The organism is Hoeflea sp. TYP-13, from assembly GCF_040932035.1.
In the GTDB taxonomy this organism is placed as follows: Bacteria; Pseudomonadota; Alphaproteobacteria; order Rhizobiales; family Rhizobiaceae; genus Hoeflea_A.
This window is the reverse complement of the sequence record NZ_JBFRBB010000001.1, coordinates 794,609-814,612: the sequence shown is the minus strand read 5'-3', so window position 1 is coordinate 814,612 and position 20,004 is coordinate 794,609. Positions and strand designations below refer to the sequence as shown.

Genomic DNA, 20,004 nt, shown 5'->3' with positions numbered 1-20,004 from the left:
GCGGAACCATGCCTATTCACGAAAAATCGCTAATCCGCCCGGAGAACCTTCGAACCAATGAAGAGTTGGAAATCGATGGAATCGATGTCTCCGGTCACTGGAGCACCTTCATCGAGAACCGGTCGGTCACGGACTATAATGAGGCGATGCAGGACGAGATCGCCGCTTTGCCGGGCGGTGAATTCATCCACCGGTGCTGGCAATGCGGCTCGTGCACCAATGCCTGCACGGTCAACGCCATCAATCCGGATTTCAATCCGCGCTACTGGATCTATCTAATTCGCTGCGGCATGGAAGAGGAGTTGCTGCGCGACAAGGATATCATCTGGCAATGCGTTTCCTGCAACAAATGCACCTATGCCTGTCCCCGCGACGTCAATCCCGAAGGCGTCATGAAGGCGACGGCCCACTGGCTTGAGCTCAAGGGGCACACCGAGCCCAAGCCTGCCGCCATCTTCGATAAGGAATTTTCGAATCAGGTCTTCGCCAAAGGCAAGATCGAGGAATCCTCGATCATGCGCCGGTTTTTCGCCCATACCGGCCAGCCGCTGCTGCAGGACTGGCTGGTCGCCCTCATGCGGTCGCTGTTGAGCCGTCTGCCGGTCGGGCTGCTGATGAAACTCGGACTATCGACTGTCTTTCACCCCCGCACAAGGGGCTGGAGCGCGGCAAGCAAGGCATTGGAAGACTATGTCGAAGAACGCGAACGTGCCGACCGCCGGGCGCTCGGACTGAAAACGGAGGGCGCCCGCCAATGACGCAAAAATACAAGAAGGTCGCCTATTATCCGGGCTGCGCACTCGAAGGAACGGCCCATGCCTACAACCGGTCGACCAAGGCGGTCGGAAAGGCACTTGGTCTTGAACTGGCGGAGCTGAAAAACTGGAACTGCTGCGGCGCGATGGAGGTCAAGAACATAGACCCCAAGCTCCAGACCTATCTTTCGGCCCGCAATCTGCAGATAGCCGACGACATGGGTTTCGACACCGTCATGGCGCCCTGCAACGGTTGCTATCACAATCTGAAAAAAGCGGAATATGACCTCGCCAACGACCAGGCGTCACGGGATGTCAATGAAAGGCTGGCCGGCAAGGCGGGGCATGGAAACTACAAGGCAGGCAAGGTCGACACCATTCACGCGCTCGACTGGATAAAAGATGCGATGGGCGAAGACGGTCTGAGGGAGAGGGTCAAGAACAAGCTCAGTGGCGTGAAAGTGGCCTGCTATTACGGCTGCATGTATACGCGTCCGCGCCATATTTTCCCTGAAAAGGACCAGGGTCCCGGTTCGGAATCGACGCTGACGCCGCATTTCATGGACGATCTGCTCGCCGCCGCCGGCGCGGAGATCGTCGAGTATCCGCTGAAGACCGCCTGTTGCGGGGGCGCGCATACACTGTCGGATTCTGATATGTCGACCAAACTGGTGCTCAATCTGCTGACGACGGCGGAAGCCTGCGGCGCCGACGTCATCGCCACGGAATGTCCGACCTGCCACACCGGGCTGGAGATGCACCAGATGCGGGCGGAAAAGGTCTTCGGTAAAATGACCTCGGTCAAAATTCTTTATTTCACCCAGTTGCTCGGGGTGGCGCTCGGACTTTCCGCGCGCAAGGTCGGCGTCCATGAGAATCTGTCCCCTTCGCGCGATTTCCTGGCGGAGAAGGGGCTGGCATGACCCCGGCGGTTCAAGACATCCGGATCCTATCCGAGGGAGGCGTTCATAGTCGTCTGGACGGCATCCTGGCCTTGTCCGACGAGGAAATTGCCGCAAATTCAATTGCGCTGGCAACCGAATTGCTGGAAATCGGCGAGTCGGCCCTGGAACGCTGGCTGCTGGCCGCCGGCCGCCAACCGGCCGACAAACCTGTCGAGGGTTTCCGGCTGTTGGGCCTGCATCGTCAGGGTGCCAAGGGCGACCCCAGTTTCAACGCCTGCCGCGAGACCTGCCGCGAACTTATCTATCTGTACAACTGCGTTTGCCTTGACGAGACCAACGAAGGTGCCGCGCGCAACCTGCGAATGGCGGCAATGGTTGCCCGGCATCTCGAGCTGTTCATCGACGGCAAGCTTGAAAACTCAGGCCTCGGCGAATTCTGCTGTTCGTCGCGCCCGATCCGTTCGGCGGAGCGGCCGGCGGAACCCGACCCTATCGAACAGGAGCAAGACCATGCCTGAAATCCGCGGCTGCAACCTGCCGGACGAGCTTCTCTACGATGTCGACAACAACATCTGGTACCAGGACAATCAGGACGGCACCGTCACGCTTGGTATGACCGCCGTCGCGGCGGCGATGGCCGGACCGCTGGTCGCCTTTACGCCGAAAAAAGTCGGCAGGTCGGTCAAGGAAGGCAAATCCTGCGCGACGGTTGAATCCGGCAAATGGGTCGGGCCGGCGAAAATCGCATTCGCAGCGGAGGTTGTCGAGGTCAACGACGAATTGTCCGGCGATCCGAAGCTCGCCAACGCCGATCCCTACGGCAAGGGTTGGATGGTCAAAGTTAAACCCGACGACTGGGGTGTCGCCAGCCCGGGACTGACACCGGGAACGGAAGTCGCCGAGCCCTATGAAGCAAAAATGGATGCAGATTCTTTTGAGGGCTGTGCGCCATAGCCCAACCGTGCATCAAAAGAACGACCAGGCGTCCGGGCACGGGAACAGGACGCCCAAGGCACAAGGAGAACTTCTGTGGAAGAAGCAGTCTCAAACACCAAAAGCATGAGCATGATCGTGACGAAAGGATCGCTCGACTGGGCCTATCCGCCCTTCATCCTGGCGACCACCGCCGCGGCGATGGGGCTCAACGTGTCGATGTTTTTCACCTTTTACGGCCTGACGCTGTTGAAGAAAAAGCTCGACTTACAGGTAACGACCCTCGGCAATCCGGCAATGAAGATGCCGATGATGGGTATGCATATGGGAATGCCCAATGTCGTGTCCGCCATACCGGGCGTCGATGCCGCGGCAAGCGCGATGATGAAAAACCTGATCAAGAAAAAGGGCGTGGCATCGATTGAGGACCTACGCGAAGCGGCCGTCGAATCCGATGTTCAGCTGATCGCCTGCCAGATGACCATGGACCTGTTCGAATACTCCATGGACGACATGATCGAAGGTCCGGAACTGGGCGGTGCTGCGACCTATATCGAGAACGCCACGAAGAGTGACATCAATCTGTTCATCTGAACGAACAAACTTGCAACCAAGGAGCAGAAAATGGCCGATCAGGTGCTCGATGTGAAAGGATTGAACTGTCCGTTGCCGATCCTGAAAGCCAAAAAGGCGCTCAAGGACGTTGAAATGGGCGGCACGCTTGAAGTGCTGGCGACGGATCCCGGCGCGGTCAAGGACTTCGAAGCCTTTTGCCGCACGACCGGCAACGAACTTATGGATTCAAGCCAGGAAGCCGATGTCTACCGGTTCGTGATCAAGCGCGCCGCCTGAGGACTGAGCCCATTCGACCGGTGGTGGATGTTTCCGCTTTCCGGCGCTTGTGACCGGTCGTAGGCGTTCGCTTGACGCCGAACCCGAAGGACGGGCCAATTGCCCGCACACGCGTAATGTTATGATCGAAACGCACAAAAGTCTCGTAGGCCACATTGAATGTGACGCGAATGCTCACATGAATGTGGCGAACTATGTGCGGCGCTTCAGCGAGGCGGGTCAGAATCTGTTTGCGATGCACGGCGCAAACGCGATTCGGTACAATCCGGCAAACCGGCATTTCCGATTTCATCGCGAGATGGAGGCCGATTCCCGCGCGCTGGTTCTGTCCGTACAGATCGGCGCAGGCGACCACTGTGGACAAGTCCTCCATGTCATGCAGGACGCCGACCGCAACACCGTTACCGCCACCTGCATCGACAGCGATTTCGAATGTTTGCCGGAGCGGCTTCCGGTAACGCGTGGCGGGCCGCCTTCAAAGGCAAAGCCGCGGGGTATCACAGCAGGCAGGTATGAACCAGTGGACACCGATGCACTGCTTTCAATGAGGCAGGCAATTGTGGCGCACCGCAACCGGGTTTTGGCCTCGGAATGCACCGGCGACGGCATCATGACAGATGGCGATCTGGTCGCCCGTTTTTTTGAATCTGCAACCCAGCTTTGGGCGTATGCCGGATTCGAGCCGCTATGGTTCAAGGACAATGACTATGGCGGCGCGGCTGTGGAGATGAAACTGACGCACCATGCGCCAATTCATGCCGATGTCGATTATGCCATCGTCTCGTGGGTGCCCGGGATTTCAGCCAAGATGCTGCCGCTTTCCAACCAGCTCATCTCAGTTCCTGATGGAAATCCACTGGCTTCCATCAGCGCCGTTTCGATCGTGATGGACCGAAAATCCCGTCTGCCTGTCGAGTTTCCCGCGGAACTGCGCGCAAAGCACGAGAGCCGGTTTCCCGGCATCGCCAATCTCGTCTCCTTTTGAACCAGGTCGACCATGGACATTATTCCAATCCCACATACAAGCAGACCGGTGGAAACGGAACAGCGGGACTTTCCGGTCGTGAGTGACGCTGACAGGCAGTGCTGTTTCGTGTCGAGCGAGATTTACCGGCAGACCGGCTACCGCGGCAACCATCCGTTGGCGATCCAGCGCGTCGGAACGGTGCTGACTTTATGCGAACAGCTCGGCTGGCTGGCCGGAACCGGCGAAGGCGGTTATGTCAACAGCCCTCAGGCCACCGTTGAACAGCTCTGCAGATTCCATCGCCGCGACTATGTCGAAGCGCTTCAGGCGGCCGAGCTGAATGGTGCGGTGCCGGCCGAAGTGCGGCGGAAATACCATATCGGCACGATGGAGAATCCCATATTCCCGGGACTGTTCCGGCGCGCCAGTACCTCGGTCGGCGGCTCGATCAGGGCTTCCGAACTCGCTGCAAAAGGCAAAATTGCCTATCACCCCTCGGGCGGCACGCATCACGGCATGGCCGGACGCGCCAGCGGCTTTTGCTTCTTCAACGACCCGGTCTTCTCGGTCCTGACTTTTCTCGAACTCGGCTTCGACCGGGTGCTCTATGTGGACCTGGACGCCCATCACGGCGACGGCGTCGAAGCGGCGTTCAAAGACGATGGACGCGTCCTGCTTATGTCCGTTCATGAAGAGGACCGCTGGCCCCATTCCGGCGGCCTTTCAGACCGAAGCACCGGCAATGCCCGCAACATGCCGGTGCCGAGCGGCTTCAACGACAGCGAGCTCGACTATCTCATTGCCAATGCCATTTTGCCGCTGGCGCGGAATTTCCGGCCTGACGCCGTCGTGATCACCTGCGGTGCCGACGGGCTGGCCGGCGATCCGCTTTCGACAATGGCGCTGAGCAATGGCTGTCTCTGGGATGCAGTCATGGCGCTGTGCGCATTCGGCCTGCCGACCGTCGTGCTGGGAGGCGGTGGATACAATCCCTGGACCGTGGCGCGCTGCTGGACCGGATTGTGGGGCCGCCTGTCCGGCCATCGAATTACGCCGGCCTTGCCGGCCGAGAGCCGCGCGCTGCTGGAATCGCTGGATTGCGATCTCGTAGATGAAGACGAGCGCTCGCCGAGTTGGACGACAACGCTGATCGATCCGCGCAATTCGGGCGCGGTGCGGCCGCGCATCACGGAAATCGCCAACGCGGTGACGGCGGCGCAATAGGACGATGGCGACGGAAGAGGAAACGAGACATTGACCGCATGGATCGATGACATTGCCGGGATCGAGGATCTGGAAGACGCCGAATTCGACGCGTCCCTCGTCAATGAATTGCAGGAGGCATTCAACCGGCGCAAACCGGAACCGATTCGTTTTTCCACGCCGACTTTTAAGGAATATGACAGCACCGAACTGAAGGGGTGCGGCAAGAACAGCTTTCCGGCATTTTCGATCACCGGCGGCGCCTGCGCTCTCAATTGCGATCATTGCCAGGCGAAAATACTCGAGCCGATGATCCCAGCGACAAAGCCGGAGGTCCTGGACCGCAAGGTCCGCGACCTGATCCTGTTGCAGGATCTCCAGGGTTTTCTTCTTTCCGGCGGATCGAACCGGCGCAACGAAATCCGCTACGAACGGTTCTACCCGGTCATCGAGGATCTGAAGCGCGACTTTCCCAATCTCAAGATCGCCGTTCATACGGCGCTGACCGATGAAGGCGGCGCCCGGCGCATGGAGGCAGCCGGCATAGACACGGCGATGATGGATGTCATCGGCGCCGAGGAGACGATTAACAACATCTACCACCTCGACCGGAGCGTCGGGGACTTCGAGGCAACGCTGGCCGCGCTGACCGCCACGTCCATGGAGGTCTCGCCCCATATCGTAATCGGCCTGCACTACGGCGAGATCCTTGGCGAAACCAACGCACTCGACATGGTGGCGCGTCACGACATCAATGCGCTGGTGCTGGTGGTGATCATGCCGTTCTACGCCAAACCCGGAACCTTCAAAACACCCGAAACCAGCGATGTCGGGCGCATATTCCTCGAGGCGCGCAACCGTCTGCCCGGCAAGCAGGTGCTGCTCGGCTGCGCGCGGCCGCCGGGCATGCACAAGCGCGTTGTCGACGCCTATGCCGTGATGGCCGGCCTCGACGGGATCGCCTTTCCCGCCGAAGGGGCGGTGGCCGTGTGTGAGGCCATCGGCCGGGACTATCATCAGGAACATGCCTGCTGCTCCATCAAGATCGGCGCCGACCGGACATCCGGGCGCAGCGGCATGGCGAGGCGCTCATGCGCGGCTTAGGCCACATCGTCGAAACCGACGTGTTGGTCTGCGGCCTTGGCCCCGCCGGCGCGTCCGCAGCCCGCGCGGCCGCGCAATCCGGCGCCAGCGTGATCGCCATCGAACGCAATGCCCGCCCCGGCCTGCCGGTGCAATGCGCCGAATTCGTACCGATGATGCTCGGCTCGGAACTGCCGGACGTCAGCAAGTCCAGTGTCCAGGACATCCGTGAAATGCGCACATTCGTCGGCGGTGAAAACGCCAAAACGATGCCGGATTTTCGCGGCCATATCATCAATCGTGCGCTGTTCGATCAGAGATTGATCGAGAGCGCGATGCAGGCTGGCGCCCGGTGCCATTTCGCCGCGCCGCTGCGGGGCATCGGCGACAACGGCACCACAAACGCGGGACCGGATATGGCCATCCGCTGCAAAGTGATCATCGGCGCCGATGGACCGCGTTCGCCGGTTGCCCTGGCGGCCGGCTTGGGCAACCGCGATTTCGTCGAAACGCGGCAGATCACCGTCGACCTGCGCGTGCCGCACAACGCCACGGATATCTTCCTGCATCGCAAGATCGCCGGCGGCTATGCCTGGCTCTTTCCCAAGGGCGACGTCTGCAATGTCGGTTTGGGAGTCGATCCGGCTTACAAGCACCATCTGAAACCGTTGCTTGAGAAGCTGCACCGGCAGCTTGTGGGCGAAGGCCGCGTGGGTGCGGAGATCCACAAAAGCACCGGAGGTCTCATCCCGGTCGGCGGCATTTCCGGCCTTACCGGCAAGATCGGAGCCGCGCCGGCGCTCATTTGCGGCGATGCCGCCGGGCTGACCAATGCCGTGACCGGCGCCGGTATCAACTCAGCGGTTGTCTCGGGGCGCCTTGCGGGTGAAGCGGCCGGCCGAATGGCTGCTGGCGACGCGGACGCGGCGGATGATTATCGCGCCGAGGTCGAAAGCCTGTTCGCGCGGTCGATTGCCCATTCGGTACGAAAGCGGCGTGAATTGATGCGACTTTATGACAACGGCCTGCCGGAAGACCGCGATTTGCGGGACGGCTGGATTGCCTTTCCGCAATACTGGCAGCAGTCGGGCGCAGCAGCGAAAAGCGACAAGGCGAGGGAGATGGTATGACCTGTTTGAAGCCGGAAGGCATCCAACCCGCAAAGGCCGGCATCGGCGAACTTGACTACAACGAATTCTCCCGCATGCAGCCGCGCGAACCCGGTGCGACACCCGCCGCAGCACGCAACGGCGGGCCGGTCAAGGCGAATGATGTCGCGCCGGACGGGCTCTACTGGCCGAAATACAACATCATGACGCCGAACATGCGCTCGCCCGACTATGTGCAGATGTCGACAGCGGCGGCGATCACCCTGGGCCTGGTCCCCGGCAAAATGCATCGCTGCGGCTGTACCCGGTGCCTGAACCTGTTGCTGACCTATCCGGAGGGCTGCCGCGCCAACTGCGCCTATTGCGGACTTGCCCGCCATCGCGAAGCCGAACGCGACTATGCCGACCGCAATTTCATCCGCGTCGACTGGCCCGCCGTGCCGATGGAGGAAGTGGTCGATATCGTCGCCCGCGACGGCGAGGCCTCGCCCTTCCACCGCATGTGCATATCGATGATCACCCACCCCAATTCGGACGAGGATACCGTTACGGTATTGAAGCGCTGGACCGACCGGATCGATCCGTCGGCCATCCCCATATCCATCCTGTCCAATCCGACGACGATGACACGCGGCGATGTCGCGCGGCTGCATGATATGGGTTCCGACATCTTTACCGTCGCGCTCGACGCAGCGACGCCGGAGATTTTCGACCGTACGCGCGGCAAGGGCGTGCAATCGCCGCACAACTGGAAAAAATACTGGGAGATCCTGCTCGACGCGAAGGACATCTTCGGGAGCCGAAAATTCGGCGCCCATATCATCGTCGGCATGGGCGAGACCGAATGGGAGGTCCTGAACCTTGTTCAGGAGATCGTCGACCTCGGCGGCCACTCGCACATGTTCTGCTTCTTCCCGGAAAAAGGCTCGCTGATGGATCATTTGCCGGCCACGCCGCGCGACCAGTGGCGACGGGTTCAACTGGCGCGCTATCTGATCGATTACTGCGACGTGCGGGCCGACCATATGCGGTTCGACGAAGCCGGGCGCGTCATCGATTTCGGCATACCGTCGGCAGAACTCGATGCAGTGATCGATTCCGGCATCGCTTTCAGGACATCCGGGTGCCCCGGCAAGTTCGCGGAAGACATTTCCGCCTGCGACCGGCCTTACGGCGATTCGCCGCCTTCCGACATCGCCAGCTATCCGTTCGCGCTGAAGGATGTCGATATTCGCAAGGTACGTAGCCAGTTGTCGATGGACCGGCCCGGCGAGCGTTATGAGCCCGGTGACGAATTCGATCTGTTCGACGACTGAGAACTGAGGTTGGTCTGATGGGAAAACAGTTTCGCGTCATCGACACAGGCATCCGCCATTGCCGTGAGCAGATCGCTTTCGACCAGGCGCTGATCGACAACCACAGGGCCGGCAAAATCCCCGATACGGTCCGCTTCCTGCAATTCCCGCCTTCAGTGCTCGTCGGCCGGCATCAGGCGCTTTCCCAGGAACTCCATCTTGCCGCCTGCCGCAAGGCCGGGGTCGGTATCGGCCGGCGAATCACCGGCGGCGGCGCGCTCTATCTCGACGAGGGCCAGTTCGGTTGGGAACTGGTCTTCCACCGCGACACGCTGGGCATCCGCAATCTCGGCGATCTGGCGAAGGAACTGTGCTCGGCGGCAGCCCGAGGCCTATCGCTGCTGGGCATCGACGCACGTTACCGTCCCCGCAACGATATCGAGGTCGACGGACGCAAGATTTCGGGTACCGGCGGCTTTTTCGACGGCACGACCATCTTCTATCAGGGCACGACGCTGGTGGACATGGATGCCGAAAAAATGGCGGCGCTGTTGAACATCCCGGCGGCCAAACTGGCAAAGCGCAACCAGACCAGCGGTGCGCAGCGGATTGTCACCCTGACGGAACTCTTCGACGGTTTGCCGCCGCCGGTCGACGAGGTGAAGGACGCCTTGCTTGAGGGGTTCTCGGAGCGATTGGGGATTCTTCCCGAACCCGGCGGGATCCTCGCGATGGAGGAAGATACGGCGCGGGCAATCTTCGACAGTGAAATCGGCAGCGACGAATTCGTTCACGAGATCGACGATCCGCAGGCGAGCGCCGGCGTTCTTTCCGGAAGCTGCACCGGACAAGGGGGAACCATCGCCGCCCATATCCGTCTCGAAGGGCCGAAACAGGACCGCATCCGCGAGGTGGTCATTACCGGGGATTTCTTCGTCACGCCGCCGCGCACAGTCTTTGATCTGGAGGCCGCCCTGCGGGGCGTGCGGCTCGCCGATGTGGAGCAAACCGTACTGTCGTTCTTCAACGAAGCCGAAACGGGCATTCTGTCGGCAGCACCGGCCGATTTCTTCGCTGCAATCAGAAACGCAGCGCCGCAGCTCGATCTGGCGGACGGTAAAACTTGGCGCATCTGGCGCGGAACCGCCTGAACAACGATTTTCGCAGGTCCCTGAACGCATCGCAAAGACCGTCGGATCTCCGCGACAGCTTATCCCCGGCCTTGAACGGAGAACATTAACTGGCAATGAAACCAACTATATGTGTCAATTGCTTTCGAGAAATTCTCGTAAATCGACGAATTCGATCAGACATCGCATGCTGGGGCGGTCCTGTTTGATGGACCGGTGCTTCCTGGGTTTCTATTTATTAATCCTGATCGAATAGGTCTCGGGCGATTTCCAGAAAGCGTTCTCGCAACCGCTGGAGCAAAACCAATGGGCTTTTGGGCGTTCTCTGCGATCGACTGAATCAGGCGCATACATTTTGCAAACCGGATCAATCCATGCAGGATCCGCTGACGGTGTTAACTTAATCTCGAAGAGCTGAACCTTGTCAGCGACCGAACGCAGCGAATGAGGGCCAAGCACCTCGAACGCAACCCCCTGCGCGGCAGCTGCTTCCGCCACGGACCGAGTCGCCAGGAACTGACCGGGCGCCGCAAGAGATGTGATCCGCGAGGCGATATTGACCGTCGATCCAAAAACGTCATTCGCCCGGCGAATTATGGGGCCGTGGTTGATTCCTGATCTGGTCAATGGAATTCTTCTTTCGGATCGACAAGCCGGCAACAGCCGCCCGAATACCCGAACTGCGGCGTCGGGACCGGCAAATTCAAGCAACGCCTCGTCACCGATCCATTTGACCAATCTGCCTTCGTCTCCCAGCGACGCCCTGACCAATTCCTCGAACCGATCCAGAATATCTATCGCCAGGGCGTCGCCAAAAACATCGGCTATCGCGCTGAATCCGGCCAGATCCACAAATGCGATTGTACTGTGTGACGTGGCAGGCGAGTGATGTTCGCTGCCGCAATGATCCATTTCCAACCTACCCTCCCCGGTAGTGTTGCTCTGCAAAATCGTATGGAATTCGCCACTTTACCGGTATTCGAACCTTATGATCGTATTTTTGGATATTTTTATTGAGGCTCACCCGCTTCCCGGTCACCAAACGTGCCGGGCCCGTCCATCAAATGTTAGTCCCCGATCACACGGCGCCGTTCCTCATATTCTTCTTTGTCTATTTCACCGCGAGCGTAGCGTTCCTTCAGAATATCGAGCGGAGTGCGCATTGGTTGGTGCGTTCCATGTGAGCTTTGCCAAGGCCCGCCGATCCAACGAACGATCAAAACTGCCACAGCGATCACCACCGCAAGAACCAATATCATGAATATCGGACCAAAAATCATACCGAACCAACCTCCGCCCCAACCCATCATGTGTGGACCAAAATCATATCTGTCCGTCTGCTGAGCGAACGCGATTGTTTGCATCAATGGCACGGCTCCGGCGGTGATCAGGGCCGTTCCCACAAATCTCGCTATCATTTTCATGCTCCTTTTCGATTGGGTTGCGAAGCGCCATCCGTTCTGCTGTCCAGTCTGACGTGAGCGCCCGCATTCAATGCCCCGCGTTCGGTCTTGGCGATGTTTGTTATCGAATGCCCGCTTTTTTGCCCTAGGCCTCCTTCGTCATTGAGCCGATGTTCAAAAAATCAACCGCCATTGCCCGATCTTCATCGAGGCAAATCGTCTCGACCTGCAATGTCGAAAGATAGAAACCGAATTCGTTGCGCAGAAGCTCGTGTGCCTGCTTGAGCACAGCCGGAGCGACATCATTGCTTGCGGCACGAAGGTGCGCCGAAAAGACGTGCGTATTGGAAGTCAGTGTCCAAGCGTGAACGTGATGAACATCGACGACACCCGGCAATGTTTCCAACCGCCCGACCGCTCGCATGAGATCGATATCCGGCGGCGTTCCCTCCATCAGAATATTCACGGTCTCGGCCATTATTCCCCAAGACGCGTAGAGCAGGACGAGGCCGAAGGTCATGCCGAGTATCGGATCGATCGGCAAATAGCCGGTGAAGCGGATAACCAGCGCCGTGACGATAATCAACAGGCTTCCCACAAAGGTCTGCACTACATGCCAAAATGCGCCTTTGACATTGAGGTCGCCCTTCTGGCCACCAAAGAGCAGCCATAGCGATATGATTTCCGTGATCAGGCCACCGAAAGCCGCGATCAACATCGGCGTTGTCGGAAGGTCGATTGGATTCTGAAGCCGCATATAGCCCATCACCAGAACAACGATTGCCATCGCGAACAGGAACACACCGTTGAGCAGGGCGCCGATGATTTCAGCTCTCAATGAGCCATAAGTGCGCGCCGCATCGGCTGGCCGCCGGGCAATTCGCGCCGCAACAAGCGCCAATATGACACCGCCGACCGCCGAGAATGTGTGAAACGCATCAGAGATGACGGCGATCGACCCCGTGTAGATCCCGATGGCCATCTCGATGAGGAAATAAATCCCGGTAAGCCAGGCCGAGATTTTCAACGCGCGCGTTTTGGCGCCCATCCGAGCCATGTTATGCCCTGAGTGACTGGCCATGGCACTTCCTTATTGTATTCCGCCCGGCCGTTGTGTGCCCGTCGACGGAATGGACTGCACCGTTGCTGAAATCCGGGCTGCTCATGAAACCTGCGAACAAGAAGCAAGCCTTGAGCTTTTCTATCTTCGGTATTTCAATAAGATAGGGCTTCCAGCTGGGGTAAGGTCAAGGGCTGTAAATCGATGCGACCGGAACGGCGCGGGATGTGGCAAGTGCAACACCCCGTCGCTGCGCCAGTAGATTGTCGTCTGGGCTTGTCTCAGAATCCGTTACACCCGTGAATCGGATATGTGGCCCAGCTCGTTGGTAACAGGAAAACAACCGTTCTTGATGAGGGAGCTCCAGTTTCAAATTTGAACTGATGACTTTTGCTGTCTACCCTGACCTTATACTAAGCGGTCTCCCGTGTTCGCCGAGACAAGGCTCTTTGCCCGGAAGTCCCGATGGCAAAGACGCTCAACAATCCGAAACCTGCGGCAATAACCCACATGGCACCGTGCGGATTCCAGATCTCCATACCTGTGCCGATCGACGGCGGCCCGACCAGATTCCCGAATGAATAGACCATCACAAAAGCTGCATTTGCTGCGGCGAGATTGGCACCGGAATACTGTGTTCCGAGCTGAGCCAAGCCTAGCGTGTAGAGGCCCGGAATGACGCCTCCCCAGAAGAAGATCACGGCATACATCGCCGTCACGCTATCGGTAGCAATCGGCAATGCGATAGCTCCGGCAAGACCGGCCAGCGAAAACAGAACTATCAGCGCACGCTTGGATGCCCGGTCTATCAACAGACCGATCGGAATCTGGAACAGAACGTTGCCTGCTCCCATCGCAATCAGGAAGGTCGCGACGATTTCCGGCGTGTAACCGAGCCGCAATCCATAAACCGGGAAGAGCGACAATAGACCGCTCTCGGCAACTCCGAAAACAAGTACCGCCCCCATTGCCAGGGGTGAAAGGAAAATGAACCTCCACCACGCGGCCTCCGGTTCATCACCAAGTTGTGGCGCATGGGAAGCAGCTGCGAGAACAGGAACCGCAGCCGCCAAAATCACCGCCGCACCGATCACAAATGGTACCGGCCCCTCAATGCCAGTCGCCTGCAGGATCACGGGGCCGATCACGAAGCCAATGCTCAGCATTGTAGTGTAGAGCCCGAGGAAAAATCCCCGCCGCTCTGGCGGTGCTTCGGCATTGATCCAGAATTCACTCAGGATGATGATGCCGGTAATGGCGGCATGGAAAACAAATCGCAATGGAAATGTCGCAAGAAAGCTGTCCACAAGGTAGATGCTAACAAGACTGACAGATGCAGTGACAAGAAGCGTGGTCAGCGATCGGACAACGCCGAATTTCTGGGCCATCGGTGTAATGGTCGGCCCGGCGACAATAGCCGCCAGACCGGCCGTCGCAGTGTTAACACCAATCCAGTGACCGGAAATGCCGCGCTGCTCAAAAAGCATCGAGAGGAGTGGCATGCTGAGGGATAGACCGGCTCCAACCGACGTTACCGCCAAAATGGCCGCAGCAATTGGCAGAGGATTTCGTATGGATGTTGACGACATCTGATTTTTTGCCTTTATCTTGTACCAATCGGTATAAGATAATCTCTTGTACCGTTTAGTACAAGATTTTTTTGCGTCGAATCTGCACTGGACGACGTCGAAAAAAGCGCCTCTGCCAACTTGCGGCCCGATTGGCTCTTCACCCGGCCCAAACAATGGTTCGACGGAGCCGCCACAACCGAAACCGCGACTGCTTCACAGAACCTTTCGGGATATTCATAAGACTACGATTGATGTATTGCTGCGCGCGATTGCCGCGGCCGCCGTACCGCTCGCCACGCCCACCAACCAAGCAAGCTAAAAACCGTCAGAACGACAAAAACGGCATAAATAACGAGCGCGATGGGCGACTGCCAGACTGGGATGCGCTTGGCGCTAAGGTAACCCAGAAACATCGTATCGCCGTCGAACAAAACCGTTGAGTCGTCGAACATAGAGCCCGTTATCCTAAAGCGGTTGGGCCCGATAGGTGACAGTGTGCGCTCTCCAGTGATGAGCGATTTCTGTACCAACCTGTCGCCCCGACGCTTGATTTCAAATGCCATCAGGTAGTTCAAGTACCAGTACTCCGGATCGACAAAGTCAAGCGGACGGTACAGGCCGGCCAAACCGTTCAGGTCCTCCGCCAAGGGTTCATAGACAGAGACGGATGGCGGCTGCACCAATGCATCCAAGATCCGTCTCCCCGCGACAGACGAGGCCTCGTTATTTGCCAGATTCGATAGCACCACAACGCCTGCCTTTGCGTCAGGCAACAAAGTCAGCCGTGCCGCGGCTCCGCTGAGACTGCCGTCCCACCAAGCCAAGTGCCGACCGTGCCGCTCACGCACTGCGAAACCGAGACCGAAACCCTGATCCATATCGGGATGCGGTCGGGCCTGGAGACGCATCATCTCGGCGACCGACTGCGGCTGCAGAACGCGAACGCCGTCGAACTCGCCTTCGCCAAGGATCATCAAGGCAAAGCGCGCAAGGTCACGAGCTGTGGTAATGAGAGCGCCGGCCGGAGCGATCGCAGTCGCATCGGCATGATGGTTTCGATCGGAGCCACCTTCGAACCAGTGACCATAGGCTGCCGCTAGCGCATCCTCAAACTGCCATGGCGACTGGAACGTCGATCGAGACATGCCGAGCGGTTCGAAAAGTGTGTGACGTGCGTAATCCGAAAATGACTGCCCCGCGACCTTGGCCGCCACATAGCCGGCGAGTGCGAAGCCATTGTTGGAATAGACGACACGTTCGCCAGGCGAGTGGAGAATACGCTGGCCATCCGCCAAATGCTCTTCAATTGTCCGAACTTGATCTCCCAGATCAATGATGCCCTTCCATGTCACGGGCATCCCGGAATTGTGCGACAACAGCTGTCGGAGCGTCACGGGTACGGGTTTGCCGGTACGGTCCCGCACCCATAACTTGGGTTCCAGGTACATATTCACCGGTTCGTCGAGATTCAGCCTTCCTTCTTCGACCTGCCGCATAACGAGAACAGCGGTCAGAACCTTCGAAACTGAGCCTGCAGGATATTGCGTCTCGAGGGTTGCAGCCCGACCGGTCTCTTTATCGGCGAGCCCAGACGCAATCTCGACCACGACTCGGCCGTTCCGCACCGCCACCACGGACATCGCCGGGGTGCCTCCGTGCGCGCGCTCTTCTTCCACAATGCGCCGAACATTATCTTCAAGTGCAGCGTCTGCTGCTGTTCCAGCCATCGGAATCGCGGCGAGCAGTGTTCCTAAAGCCGATCGCACTCCCCATCCCGCGTATCTGGAGATGCTCGTCCTTAACACCTTAAAATGCGAACGCTTCGATCGGCTGATATGCAAAGTCGTCTTTCTTCGACCTGTGCCAATTTCTGCTCTCCTGAACGGAGATTTCACGCTGCCAAGAAACACTGCGAAAAGAGGCTTGTTGAGGAATAGGGTTGCTCCGATCGATGTGACCGCCGAAATGACTGCCGCTATCAGCAGGTGATTCCGTTCCGTCCTAGGTGACATGGGTGACTTTCTAATTTATTTTGTACGAAGCGGTACAACATAGGTATTTATACCGTTCGGTACAAGATAATTCTTAATTCGGCACGGTACGAGAGGTTGAACATGGCCGGTAAAAAGTCATTTGAGGAAGGCAAGGCCCTTGACCAGGCTTTAGTCGCATTCTGGCATTCGGGCTATGAAGGCACGTCATTTGCCGATCTCGAGGCGGCCACGGGACTAAAGAAATCCAGTCTCTACAATGCCTTTGGTGACAAGGCCGAGATCTACCGCCGATGCCTGGACCGCTTTGAGGACGCATACGAATCCGCCCTGTTGGAGGGACTCGAAAAACCGGGGCTGCGGTCAGTTTTGGAAGCCTATTTCGAGGCGCTATTCGAGCATTTTGAAGGTTCGGATGTTCCCTGCGGAAGCCTAGCGACAATGGGCGCGCTTGCGAGCGGGCGATACGAGGGTGACGGAGGCGCCTTTGTTAAGCTGCAGCTTGACCGGCTCCTGACACTCCTCAAGCGGAGGTTTGACAGAGCCGTGTCGGATGGCGAGCTTCCTGACGAGACCGATACCGATGCTCTGGCTTCGCTTTTTTTTGTCGTTTCGCGCGGGCTGGCTGTCCTACACAGTGACGAGCGCGAACTGGCGGTACTGCGTCAGGCTCTTGCTGCAGCGATGGCAGCGCTCGATTCCCCCCCGCTTTTGAAACAGCACCCCTGAGTTGCCGGCCGCATTCGACGGAAATGCGATCCGCTTTTTTCCAGGGGGAACAGTCGGTTTTGTTCCAGGAAAGATCCTCAAGTTGGTTTTCGCAGGGGTAGCCACGCTCATCGCATTGAAAATGCTGTTCAATCGCCAAAGCAGGGTAATCAGCAATACGTTGCCGAGCAAGATCACATCCAGCATCGTCGGCTTCACGATCGGCTTCTTGTCGACATTCATGGGAATAGGTGGTGGCAATATAAACAATCTATTCATGACCGCCTATGGCCAGACGATGCAGCAGGCGGTCGCCACATCTGCGGGTCTCGGTATTCTAATCGCGATCCCGGGCGCGATCGGCAATCTGGCCGCTGGGTGGGGTTTACCAAGTCTACCAGCGTACACTTTTGGCTATATCTATGTGCTGCCGTCATCATGATCGCACCATTTTCGATCCTTGCCGCACCGCTCGGTACGCGTCTGGCGCATTGGCTTCCCCCTCGATATCTGGAAATTGCATTTGGTCTGTTCCCGCTTTGCGTGGTGGTCGCCTTCATCATTGGATAGCGCGGGCGAATGGGCAAGATCGACACCGAATCCGGAGCGGACTTCATCTACATAGAAGATATGCTTATGGATTTGCTTCAGGTGACGGTGCCGGCGGGAATCGCCGAATTCAAGGGCGTGGGGGTCCGTCAAATATACCGTCAATAATTCTCGCTTCACCGCGATATCCGCACATGGCGGACATTGGATGATGATGGAAAATTTACTGATTCAATTGCTTGTGAGAACACCGGTCAACTGCCATCAACGCAGATCCATGCGGATCCCTACTCCCACTCGATGATCAACGAGGTTGGTAACATTTTGATTTTGTGACGATTTTATCCGCGACAATTCGCGCATACCGTCAGAAATACCGTCAATGCTCTAAGTCTTTGAAATTGCTTTGTTTATACTCTTCGCTAGCGGATAACAACCTTTGAAAAAATGCAATGGAACGTCACACACAGCTGACCATGTGCCGATTTGTGATCGATCACCGGATCGAAGACACACAATTTCGGACCAGAACGCAAATCTTAGTTGGCTAATGTTTGCAGATTCGACTGTTCACATGCCGTCATAAAAACTCTTCAATAGTTCCAACGCTTCGCGAAGCACACCAGCACTTGCAGTCTCCCAAAAGGCATCGCTGCCGAGATCCGCGAAGCCGGGAAAATCGCGGAGATCCTCAGCGTCCACATTCTTGAACCCCATGGACCAGTCGCCGAACATGCGGCGTTCGATACCTCCGTCTTCTATCACCACGACCGTGTGGTGCCTGCGATCCCTGGAAATTCGGCGCCAGACATCTTCGATCGCCGCGTCCGGCCCTTCCAGGACCTGCAGGAAGCTGCCGCGATCATAATCGGGATTGAACCGGTAAATCAGCAATCCGGTGATACCGTCCTGGACGTTTCGGGCCCGACTGTAATCGAGCAGTTCTTTCAGTTGCTCGCGTGTGAACGGTCTCGTCGCCTGACTGACATAGACCAGTAATTTCATAACCCGGCTCCCAAATCTGATTCACCCGCACGACAACAGATAAGATCTTTGTCCACACGCAAAGCGCAAACCGGAAGGACGCTGCGCATTCCGTCACTCGGTCATTGTCAGCAGCGTGTCGAGCGAGGCTTTTGCATCACCGTAGTACATGCGGGTGTTCTCCTTGTAGAAGAGCGGATTCTCAATTCCCGAGTAACCGGTCCCCTGCCCGCGCTTCGACACGAAAACCTGTTTGGCTTTCCAGACCTCCAGGACTGGCATACCGGCGATCGGCGAGTTCGGATCCTCCTGTGCCGCTGGATTCACGATATCGTTCGAACCGATTACGATGGCCACGTCCGTCTCGGGAAAATCATCGTTGATCTCGTCCATCTCCAGAACGATGTCGTAGGGAACCTTCGCCTCGGCCAGAAGCACGTTCATATGCCCCGGCAGGCGGCCTGCCACCGGGTGAATGCCAAAGCGCACGTCCTTGCCCTTGGCCCGCAGGCGGCGGGTCAGTTCGGATACGGATTGCTGCGCCTGGGCAACGGCCATGCCGTAGCCGGGAACGATAATGACGCTGTCGGCATCGTTGAGTGCCGCAGCCACGCCATCCGCATCAATGGCGATCTGCTCCCCTTCGATGTCCATCGCCGGACCCGCCGTGTTTCCGAATCCCCCTAGTATGACGGACAGAAAGTGCCGGTTCATGGCCTTGCACATGATGTAGGAAAGGATGGCGCCGGACGAGCCCACCAGCGCTCCGGTAACGATTAGCAGATCGTTGCCAAGCAGAAAGCCGGTCGCAGCCGCTGCCCATCCCGAATAGGAGTTGAGCATCGAGACCACCACCGGCATGTCAGCACCGCCGATCGCCAGCACCAGATGCGCACCAACAACGAAGGCAATGATGGTCATGACGTAGAGCGTCCAGCTTCCGGCACCGCCCATATACATTCCCAACAGAACAAGCGAGGCTGCAACCATAGCGCCGTTCCACAAGTGCCGACCGGGCAGGATCAGCGCCTTGCCCGAAATACGCCCGGCGAGTTTGCCATAGGCGACAACCGAACCGGTAAAGGTTATTGCACCGATGAAAACGCCAAGGAAGATCTCCACCTCGTGAATGATCGCTTCGGCATTGGAGACAAAGTGATGCTCGGTCAGGTCGGAGTTGATGCCGATAAAGACGGCAGCAAGGCCGACGAAGCTGTGAAGCGCTGCCACCAGTTGCGGCATGCCGGTCATCTCGACCCGCTGCGCAACGATGACACCGACCACCGCCCCGACGGCGATGGTCACGATCAGCGTGGCATCGATGGCGACACCGGGGCCGAAGACGGTGGCAAGCACCGCAATGGCCATGCCGACGATTCCGTACCACACGCCGCGCTTGGCGCTCTCCTGGTCCTTCAGCCCGCCGAGTGACAGGATGAAAAGCACGGTAGCCGCGATATAGGCAGCTGTCTGCAGTTCCGCGTTGAGCAGTTCCGAGGTCATGGC

Annotated in this window: 23 protein-coding genes; 16 read left to right on the top strand and 7 right to left on the bottom strand. The window is 58.1% G+C overall.

Annotated elements, in window-relative coordinates; all coding sequences use genetic code 11:
- Positions 1-8 precede the first annotated feature (8 nt).
- The 12 genes from ABVT35_RS03775 to ABVT35_RS03720 all read left to right on the top strand — a co-directional run bounded on the left by ABVT35_RS03775 (position 9) and on the right by ABVT35_RS03720 (position 10,253).
- A complete protein-coding gene (locus ABVT35_RS03775; protein WP_368464941.1) occupies positions 9-758 on the top strand; it encodes a 4Fe-4S dicluster domain-containing protein in 750 nt (249 codons plus the stop codon).
- Entirely contained in the window at positions 755-1,678 is a 924-nt protein-coding gene (locus ABVT35_RS03770; RefSeq protein WP_368464940.1) for a CoB--CoM heterodisulfide reductase iron-sulfur subunit B family protein, read from the top strand. The genes ABVT35_RS03775 and ABVT35_RS03770 overlap by 4 nt, the downstream gene beginning before the upstream one ends.
- A complete protein-coding gene (locus ABVT35_RS03765; RefSeq protein WP_368464939.1) occupies positions 1,675-2,178 on the top strand; it encodes a hypothetical protein in 504 nt (167 codons plus the stop codon). The genes ABVT35_RS03770 and ABVT35_RS03765 overlap by 4 nt, the downstream gene beginning before the upstream one ends.
- Positions 2,171-2,614: a glycine cleavage system protein H gene (locus ABVT35_RS03760; protein ID WP_368464938.1), complete on the top strand. Its 444-nt coding sequence runs from the start codon at positions 2,171-2,173 to the stop codon at positions 2,612-2,614. Before ABVT35_RS03765 ends, ABVT35_RS03760 begins: the two co-directional genes overlap by 8 nt.
- Before the next feature lie 75 nt (positions 2,615-2,689).
- Positions 2,690-3,187 carry a DsrE/DsrF/DrsH-like family protein gene (locus ABVT35_RS03755; RefSeq protein ID WP_368464937.1) on the top strand — a complete coding sequence of 166 codons (498 nt, stop codon included), beginning with the start codon at positions 2,690-2,692 and terminating at the stop codon, positions 3,185-3,187.
- A 30-nt stretch (positions 3,188-3,217) separates the two neighbouring features.
- Positions 3,218-3,445 carry a sulfurtransferase TusA family protein gene (locus ABVT35_RS03750; RefSeq protein ID WP_368464936.1) on the top strand — a complete coding sequence of 76 codons (228 nt, stop codon included), beginning with the start codon at positions 3,218-3,220 and terminating at the stop codon, positions 3,443-3,445.
- Positions 3,446-3,566: 121 nt separating this feature from the next.
- Complete coding sequence (locus ABVT35_RS03745; RefSeq protein WP_368464935.1) at positions 3,567-4,430, top strand: thioesterase family protein; 864 nt, start codon at positions 3,567-3,569, stop codon at positions 4,428-4,430.
- 78 nt (positions 4,431-4,508) lie between these two features.
- On the top strand, positions 4,509-5,636 hold the full coding sequence (locus ABVT35_RS03740; RefSeq protein WP_368464934.1) for an acetoin utilization protein AcuC: 1,128 nt from the start codon (positions 4,509-4,511) through the stop codon (positions 5,634-5,636).
- Positions 5,637-5,666: 30 nt separating this feature from the next.
- Complete coding sequence (locus ABVT35_RS03735) at positions 5,667-6,719, top strand: radical SAM protein (RefSeq protein ID WP_368464933.1); 1,053 nt, start codon at positions 5,667-5,669, stop codon at positions 6,717-6,719.
- Complete coding sequence (locus ABVT35_RS03730) at positions 6,707-7,828, top strand: geranylgeranyl reductase family protein (RefSeq protein WP_368464932.1); 1,122 nt, start codon at positions 6,707-6,709, stop codon at positions 7,826-7,828. The genes ABVT35_RS03735 and ABVT35_RS03730 overlap by 13 nt, the downstream gene beginning before the upstream one ends.
- Positions 7,825-9,123 carry a radical SAM protein gene (locus ABVT35_RS03725; RefSeq protein WP_368464931.1) on the top strand — a complete coding sequence of 433 codons (1,299 nt, stop codon included), beginning with the start codon at positions 7,825-7,827 and terminating at the stop codon, positions 9,121-9,123. The genes ABVT35_RS03730 and ABVT35_RS03725 overlap by 4 nt, the downstream gene beginning before the upstream one ends.
- Before the next feature lie 17 nt (positions 9,124-9,140).
- Positions 9,141-10,253, top strand: a complete 1,113-nt coding sequence (locus tag ABVT35_RS03720) for a hypothetical protein (protein WP_368464930.1) — start codon at positions 9,141-9,143, stop codon at positions 10,251-10,253.
- Between the two features lie 210 nt (positions 10,254-10,463).
- Here ABVT35_RS03720 and ABVT35_RS03715 read toward each other — a convergent pair whose 3' ends face one another.
- From ABVT35_RS03715 to ABVT35_RS03695, 5 genes are all read right to left on the bottom strand, one after another.
- Complete coding sequence (locus ABVT35_RS03715; protein ID WP_368466267.1) at positions 10,464-11,144, bottom strand: adenylate/guanylate cyclase domain-containing protein; 681 nt, start codon at positions 11,142-11,144, stop codon at positions 10,464-10,466.
- Between the two features lie 155 nt (positions 11,145-11,299).
- The gene (locus ABVT35_RS03710) at positions 11,300-11,656 is read right to left on the bottom strand and encodes an SHOCT domain-containing protein (RefSeq protein WP_368464929.1); all 357 of its coding nucleotides are present in this window, start codon (positions 11,654-11,656) and stop codon (positions 11,300-11,302) included.
- Between the two features lie 124 nt (positions 11,657-11,780).
- Positions 11,781-12,716, bottom strand: coding sequence for a cation diffusion facilitator family transporter (locus ABVT35_RS03705; RefSeq protein ID WP_368464928.1), 936 nt, complete (start codon positions 12,714-12,716; stop codon positions 11,781-11,783).
- Between the two features lie 392 nt (positions 12,717-13,108).
- Positions 13,109-14,284 (bottom strand): MFS transporter, encoded by a 1,176-nt coding sequence (locus ABVT35_RS03700; protein ID WP_368464927.1) that lies wholly within the window; start codon positions 14,282-14,284, stop codon positions 13,109-13,111.
- Between the two features lie 224 nt (positions 14,285-14,508).
- The gene (locus ABVT35_RS03695) at positions 14,509-15,993 is read right to left on the bottom strand and encodes a serine hydrolase domain-containing protein (protein ID WP_368464926.1); all 1,485 of its coding nucleotides are present in this window, start codon (positions 15,991-15,993) and stop codon (positions 14,509-14,511) included.
- A 387-nt stretch (positions 15,994-16,380) separates the two neighbouring features.
- Here ABVT35_RS03695 and ABVT35_RS03690 point away from each other — a divergent pair, with 387 nt between their 5' ends.
- Genes ABVT35_RS03690 through ABVT35_RS03675 form a run of 4 tightly spaced genes read left to right on the top strand, consistent with a single transcriptional unit; the run spans position 16,381 to position 17,682 of the window.
- Positions 16,381-16,986: a TetR/AcrR family transcriptional regulator gene (locus tag ABVT35_RS03690; protein ID WP_368464925.1), complete on the top strand. Its 606-nt coding sequence runs from the start codon at positions 16,381-16,383 to the stop codon at positions 16,984-16,986.
- A gap of 1 nt (position 16,987) precedes the next feature.
- Positions 16,988-17,407, top strand: a complete 420-nt coding sequence (locus ABVT35_RS03685; RefSeq protein ID WP_368464924.1) for a TSUP family transporter — start codon at positions 16,988-16,990, stop codon at positions 17,405-17,407.
- On the top strand, positions 17,404-17,535 hold the full coding sequence (locus ABVT35_RS03680; RefSeq protein ID WP_368464923.1) for a hypothetical protein: 132 nt from the start codon (positions 17,404-17,406) through the stop codon (positions 17,533-17,535). Before ABVT35_RS03685 ends, ABVT35_RS03680 begins: the two co-directional genes overlap by 4 nt.
- Positions 17,536-17,544: 9 nt before the next feature.
- Positions 17,545-17,682 (top strand): hypothetical protein, encoded by a 138-nt coding sequence (locus tag ABVT35_RS03675; RefSeq protein WP_368464922.1) that lies wholly within the window; start codon positions 17,545-17,547, stop codon positions 17,680-17,682.
- A gap of 402 nt (positions 17,683-18,084) precedes the next feature.
- On the opposite strand, the gene ABVT35_RS03670 is transcribed toward ABVT35_RS03675, so the two are convergent.
- Together ABVT35_RS03670 and ABVT35_RS03665 are read right to left on the bottom strand one after the other, a co-directional pair.
- Positions 18,085-18,519, bottom strand: coding sequence for a BLUF domain-containing protein (locus ABVT35_RS03670; protein WP_368464921.1), 435 nt, complete (start codon positions 18,517-18,519; stop codon positions 18,085-18,087).
- A 93-nt stretch (positions 18,520-18,612) separates the two neighbouring features.
- Positions 18,613-20,001: an NAD(P)(+) transhydrogenase (Re/Si-specific) subunit beta gene (locus ABVT35_RS03665; RefSeq protein WP_368464920.1), complete on the bottom strand. Its 1,389-nt coding sequence runs from the start codon at positions 19,999-20,001 to the stop codon at positions 18,613-18,615.
- Between the last annotated feature and the right edge of the window lie 3 nt (positions 20,002-20,004).